The sequence below is a fragment of the Micromonospora foliorum genome (assembly GCF_022229015.1).
GTDB classification, from domain to species: Bacteria; Actinomycetota; Actinomycetes; order Mycobacteriales; family Micromonosporaceae; genus Micromonospora; species Micromonospora foliorum.
In genome coordinates, this window is record NZ_JAKKFF010000215.1 from 1 (window position 1) to 5702 (window position 5702).

The 5702-nt window shown below is 73.5% G+C and carries 6 protein-coding genes and 2 pseudogenes; 2 read left to right on the top strand and 6 right to left on the bottom strand.

What is annotated here, in order from left to right:
• Positions 1-246, bottom strand: a pseudogene (locus PSH25_RS34200) (hypothetical protein); the annotation flags it as partial.
• A gap of 1 nt (position 247) precedes the next feature.
• On the opposite strand from PSH25_RS34200, the gene PSH25_RS16635 reads away from it, so the two are divergent.
• Both PSH25_RS16635 and PSH25_RS16640 read left to right on the top strand, forming a co-directional pair.
• Positions 248-1306 (top strand): hypothetical protein, encoded by a 1059-nt coding sequence (locus tag PSH25_RS16635; RefSeq protein ID WP_372492803.1) that lies wholly within the window; start codon positions 248-250, stop codon positions 1304-1306.
• Positions 1307-1340: 34 nt separating this feature from the next.
• The gene (locus PSH25_RS16640) at positions 1341-2207 is read left to right on the top strand and encodes a 3-methyladenine DNA glycosylase (RefSeq protein WP_238659948.1); all 867 of its coding nucleotides are present in this window, start codon (positions 1341-1343) and stop codon (positions 2205-2207) included.
• Between the two features lie 152 nt (positions 2208-2359).
• Here PSH25_RS16640 and arfB read toward each other — a convergent pair whose 3' ends face one another.
• From arfB to PSH25_RS16665, 5 genes and pseudogenes are all read right to left on the bottom strand, one after another.
• Entirely contained in the window at positions 2360-2785 is a 426-nt protein-coding gene (gene arfB, locus PSH25_RS16645; protein ID WP_238659949.1) for an alternative ribosome rescue aminoacyl-tRNA hydrolase ArfB, read from the bottom strand.
• Between the two features lie 66 nt (positions 2786-2851).
• A complete protein-coding gene (locus PSH25_RS16650; RefSeq protein WP_238659950.1) occupies positions 2852-3148 on the bottom strand; it encodes a hypothetical protein in 297 nt (98 codons plus the stop codon).
• A gap of 99 nt (positions 3149-3247) precedes the next feature.
• Positions 3248-4102 carry a S1C family serine protease gene (locus PSH25_RS16655; protein ID WP_238659951.1) on the bottom strand — a complete coding sequence of 285 codons (855 nt, stop codon included), beginning with the start codon at positions 4100-4102 and terminating at the stop codon, positions 3248-3250.
• Positions 4103-4140: 38 nt separating this feature from the next.
• A complete protein-coding gene (locus PSH25_RS16660) occupies positions 4141-5100 on the bottom strand; it encodes a VWA domain-containing protein (protein WP_238659952.1) in 960 nt (319 codons plus the stop codon).
• A pseudogene (locus PSH25_RS16665) lies at positions 5097-5585 on the bottom strand (DUF58 domain-containing protein); the annotation flags it as partial. The pseudogene PSH25_RS16665 and the gene PSH25_RS16660, both read right to left, overlap by 4 nt.
• Positions 5586-5702: the final 117 nt, after the last annotated feature.

Consider the following 5702-nt stretch of genomic DNA (forward strand, 5'->3'; position numbering starts at 1 on the left):
GCCACAACCAGCGGCCGCCACGCCGCAACCAGCGGCCGCCACGCCAGAGCCGGTGGGGGCCACACCGACGGCCACCCGGCCACCGGTGGCGATGGTCGCGCGGGTGACCGAGCCCACCCCGCCATCGGCGCCACCGGCGATGGCACCGCCGACCCGGGCACCGGCCTCGGCACCCCCGCAACAGGTCACCGTGGCGGTCGCGACGGAGAGCAGCCCGGCACCGAGGTACCGGATCCAGGTGCGCAACGTGAGCAACTCGCCGCTGGAGACGACCGTGCGTCAGGAACTGCCGCCCGGGGCGTCGACCACCGCGATCAGCGGTGGTGGGCTGTCCACCCCGGCCGGTGGATCGGCCACGGAGGTGACCTGGCGGCTGCGGCTGCCCGCGCACAGCACCACCACGCTGGGCACCGCGCTCGCCGCGACCGCACCGGGCCGACCGCTGACCGCGCCGACCTGCGCGTTCACCAGTGACGGCACCCGGCCGTACGACTGCGCCACGGCCACCTGGCAGGCGGCAGCGGCACCGGCGGCCGAGGTGACCGAGGCACCGCCGTGGCGCCGCTACCCGGTGCTGCTCGCCGGGCTGGCGGTCCTGCTGCTGATCAGCGCCGCCCTGGTGTGGGTGTGGCGACGTCGGCGCGGGCGTCGGGTGACGGCTGCCGCACTCTCCACCGGCGGCGGGGCCGGGGGTGACCGCGGGACGATCTATCCCCGGCCGGCCGCCCCGAGCCCGGTACGGCGTCGGCGTACCCCGCCGGTCTGGGTGTTGGTGGGCGCCGCCGTCGTGGTGCTGGCCGGCGTCGTCGGCACCGCGGGTTGGACGGCGACCCGGCAGGTCGCGACGATTGACACGCAGAAGCAGCCCACCAGCGGCGCGTGGACGGGCACCGGGGTCACCGGGGCGCTGGGCGTGCCGTTGCGCGAGTCGGCGTTCGAGTTCACCGTGTACCGGATGACCTGCGGCGCGCCCGGCACCGCCGGAAAGGCCAACGGCGGCGGTGCCGCACCGGCCAACGGCCGGCGCTGCGAGGCCACCGTGGGGGTGCGCAACGTCACCGGTGACCACCAGCCCTGGCACAGCGAGCTGCAACGGGCGTACCTGCCCGGCGGTCGCTGGGTGAGCGCCGACGAGTCGGCCACCCGGACGGCGAACCTGGGTCGGGACGTCTTCGCCGACCCGATGGCGGCGGGCACCCGGATGGTGCTCCCGCTGGTCTTCACCGTCGACGGGCGGGACCCGCCCCAGCAGCTGGAGCTGCGCAGCGGGGTGTTCTCCGCCGGGGTCCGGGTGCACATGCCCTGACCGGTGTGCGGGCGGCGGTCGTACCCTGGGGTGCGTGACCGCCGCCCTCGCCCCCGCCGTGCTCGACGTGGCGCAGTGGCAGGCCCGTCGGCGGGCCCACGAGGAGCGGGTGGACGTGTGGCTGACCCCGCACCTGGCCCGGCGACGACGCGGTGAACGGCATCCGGTGGCCGACTTCCTGTTCACCTACTACTCGCACCGCCCGGCCCAGCTGCGTCGGTGGCACCCGGGGTCGGGGGTCGAGCTGCGCGACGCCGATCCGGCCGAGTTCGGCCGCGACTACCGCGCCGGCACCGCCGGGGTCACCCTCGACACCGATGGGGTACGCGCCCGGCGCGGCGAGTCGATCGCCTGGATCCGCTCCCTGCTGGCGGCGACGCGCGGACGGGCGCCGCACTTCGGCTGCTTCGGGATGCACGAGTGGGCGATGGTCTACCGGCAGACCCGGGAGGAGCTGCGGCACAACGCCTGGCCGTTGCGGCTGAGCGCGGAGCACACCGCGGCTGTCGTCGAGGAGCGGGGCGTGCGGTGCAGCCACTTCGACGCGTTCCGGTTCTTCACCCCGCCGGCCCGGCCGTTGAACCTGCTCACCCCGACCCGGGAGACGCAGCACGCGCACGAGCAGCCGGGCTGCCTGCACGCCAACATGGATCTGTACAAGTGGGCGTACAAGTTGTCGCCGTTGGTCTCCTCGGAACTGGTGGCCGACGCGTTCGACCTGGCCCGGGACATCCGCACGCTGGACATGCGGGCCAGCCCGTACGACCTGGCGGCGCTGGGCTACCCGCCGGTGCGGGTGGAGACTCCGGACGGCCGGGCGGAGTACGCGGCGGCGCAGCGCGGGTTCGCCGAGCGGGCGGCGGTGCTGCGCGACCGGCTGCTCGCCGCCGTCCCCGCCTGAGCCCGACCCCCACCCCACAGCCCCGCCGATCATGGAGTTGTGGTGGGCCGCAAAGCACCTGCCGTAGACCAAATTGGGCACCACGACTCCATGATCGACCGGGCATCCGTTTCGCGACTCTCGTCCGACCGCCTGGCCGAGCGACGTCGGGGCTAGTCGTCGTCGGCGCGGCGGTCCCGCTTGCGCTGGGACTGGCGTTTCTTCTCGGCCAGCCGGCGCTCCTTGGCCCCACGGGACGGGCGGGTCGCTCGGCGGGGCGGCGGTGGGGGCGCGGCAGCCTCGCGCAGCAGCGCGGTCATCCGCTCCCTTGCCGCCTCCCGGTTGGCCAACTGGGCCCGGTGCTCGCTGGCGGCGATTGTCAGCACCCCGTCGACGAGTCGGTTCGCCAGCCGGGCCAACGCCCGCGACCGCAGCGACTCGGGCACGCCTGGGGAGTTGGCCAGGTCGTAGCTGAGCTCGACCCGGGAGTCGGCGGTGTTGACGCCCTGCCCACCCGGCCCCGACGAGCGGGAGAAACGCTCCCGCAGCTCCCCGGCGGGCACCACCCACCGGTCGGTCACCCGCAGTCCGTCGTCCACGTCCCGAGGCTAGCCCCACCGCCGTGTCGTCGGCTGGAGTAGCTGGACCTCACCCCAGGCCGCTAGCTAACGGTGCGGAGGCTCACTCTGCGTCGGGGACTGGCTGGGCGCCGGACCGGCGGTCTCCTCGTCGGAGCCGACCGCCGCGTACGCCACCGCGCCGAAGAGCAGCACCCCGATGACCGCGGCCTTCACGGCGACGCCGCGGATCAGCGACCAGGCGCCCCGTCGGGCGCCCGGCACCGATTTCTTGACGGTCTGGTAATCGTTCCACCCGCGTCGCGCCCGGGCGTACGCCGACCCCACCGCACATCCGATGACCAGGCCCACCAGCAGGAGGACCGTGAGAAGAGGACGCTCCACCTCCGCCAGTATCCATACCGAGCGTAATATTTCCATGGTCCACTGCCGTCCGGCCGGATATCTGACAGAGGCACCCCACGGCAGGGATGTCCGGGCAGCTCAGCCGCCCTTGCCGATGATCGTGTCGGCGGTCTGCTGCACCTGGTCGATCGGGATGGCGAACCCGATGCCGATCGAGCCGTTGCCGTCGATGGTGGCGATGGCGGTGTTCACCCCGACCACCTCGCCGCGCGCGTTGACAAGTGGCCCACCGGAGTTGCCGGGGTTGATGGACGCGTCGGTCTGCACGGCGGTGTGCCGGTTGTTGCCCAGCCGCACCTCGCGATCCAACGCGCTGACGATGCCCGCGGTGACCGTTCCGGCCAGACCGAGTGGTGAACCCACCGCGAGCACCGGCTCACCGACCCGGGTCGCGCCCGGCTTGGCCAGGGGCAGCGGGGTGAGACCGGCCGACGCCGGCACCTTCAGCACCGCCAGGTCGCTGCGCGGCTCCCGTCCGACCACCTCGGCCGCGAACCGACGGCCGTCGGGCAGTTCCACGGTCACCGGCCCGCCACCTCCCTTGGCCAGGATGTGGTCGTTGGTGATCAGGTGCTGCTGGTCGTCAACGGCGAAGCCGGAGCCGGTCGCGGACCCGCTGCTCGCACCACCGGCCAGCACCGACACCACCCCGGGTACGGTCCGCTCGGCCGCGGTGACCAACTCGGCCGGCACCGGGGCGGCGGACGCCGCGGCCGGGCCACCAGCCCCGTCCCGGCTGGCCACCACGCCACCGGCGAGAGCACCGGAGACGGCCGAGACCGCCACCACGGCCAACACGGCGAGCAGCCGCCCGGGCCGTCGCCCACCCGGGTCACGCTCGGGCGCGTCCCACCACCCGCGCCCGTCCGGGTCGAGTTCCGGTGAGATGAACCAGGGACCGCGCGGTTCGCCCAGTCCGGTCTGCACTGCCATGCGTACTCCTCACGGTCGACGTCGGTTGTGCGCGGTGGTCAGGGCAGCCGGGAGAACCAGCGCATCGAGCCGGCGGCGGCACCCATGGCGAACACCAGTCCGAGGCCGATGAACCGGGCCGAGATGTCCTGCCGCTCGGTGCGGTAGCCGACCGAGCTGCCGATGTCGTCGTAGACGGCCCGCAGTTCGTCGGTGGTGCTGGCCTCGTGGAACATCCCGCCGGTCTCCTCGGCGACCGCCTTGAGGGTCTGTCCGTCCACCGGCACCTGGATGGGCCGTCCACCTCGGTCGACGAACCCGGACGGTGTGCCGAACGAGATCGCGTGCACCGGCACCTCCGCCTTCACCGCTTCCGCGGCCGCCTCCATCGGGTCCATCCCGGAGGTGTTAGCACCGTCGGAGAGCAGGATGACCCGGGCGGGTGGGGTCTCCTTCGCGGCCTCGCTGTCCAGGCTCTTGACCGCGCCGAGTGAGGTGTTGATGGCCTCGCCGATCGCGGTGCCCTGGACACCGGTGATGCCCTCGGCGAGCCGGTCGATCCCCTCGTCGAGGGCGTCCCGGTCGGTGCCCGGGGGCACCAGCACGGCGGCACTGCCGGCGAACGCGACGAGACCCACGTTGAACTCGTCGGGCAGGCCCTCGACGAAGCGCCGGGCGGCCTCCTTCGCCGCGGCCAACCGGTCCGGTTCGACGTCGGTGGCGAGCATCGACGTGGAGACGTCCACCGCCACCATCACCGTGGCCCGTTCCCGGGGCACCCGGACCTCGGCGCTCGGGCGGGCGAAGCCGACCACGAGCAGCGCCAGCATGGCGAGGAAGAGCCCGGCCGGTACGTGCCGACGCCAGGCGGGCCGCTCCGGCGCCACCCGGTCCAGCAGCCGCAGGTTGGTGAAGCGGACCGCGTACCGGCTGCGTCGCCGCTGCACCACCAGGTACGCGACGACCAGGGCGAGCACGCCGAGCAGCAGCCAGAGTCGCAGCGGCGACTGCCAGATCACGCGGCACCTCCCCGGCGCTGGCCGACCGGCGCGGCGGCCAACCGACGCTGGGCGTGCACGTGCCGGACGATGTCCGCGCTCCAGTCCCCGTCGGTGCGCAGCGGCAGGTGGGTGGCCGCACTGCGGCGCAACGCCTGGTGGACCTGTTCGCGCTGGGCGGCGGCGGCCTCCGCGTACCGCTCGCGAAGCCCACGGTCCGATGTGCACACCTCGCGGTGCCGGCCGGTCTCCGGGTCGACGAGCGTGATCAGGCCGACGTCCGGGAGTTCCAACTCACGCGGGTCGGTCACCTCGATAGCCAGCACCTGGTGCCGGACGGCCAGCCGGCGCATGGTCCGCTCCCACGGCGCCGCCTGGCCGGGGTCGTCGGGCAGGCCGTCGAGGAAGTCGGAGACCACCACGACCAGCCCACGCCGGTTGGCGATCCGGTGCAGCGCGTCGAGCCCGTCGGCCAGATCGGGCGGTCGGGCCGCCGGCCCGCGCCCCGGCCGAGCACGGAAGAGCACACGTCTGAACTACCGTCACGGGGCCATAACACGGTGGCCCACTTCTTCTTGAAAAACAAAGATGCCTTAGAGTAGGTAATAAGATGTAAGTACGTA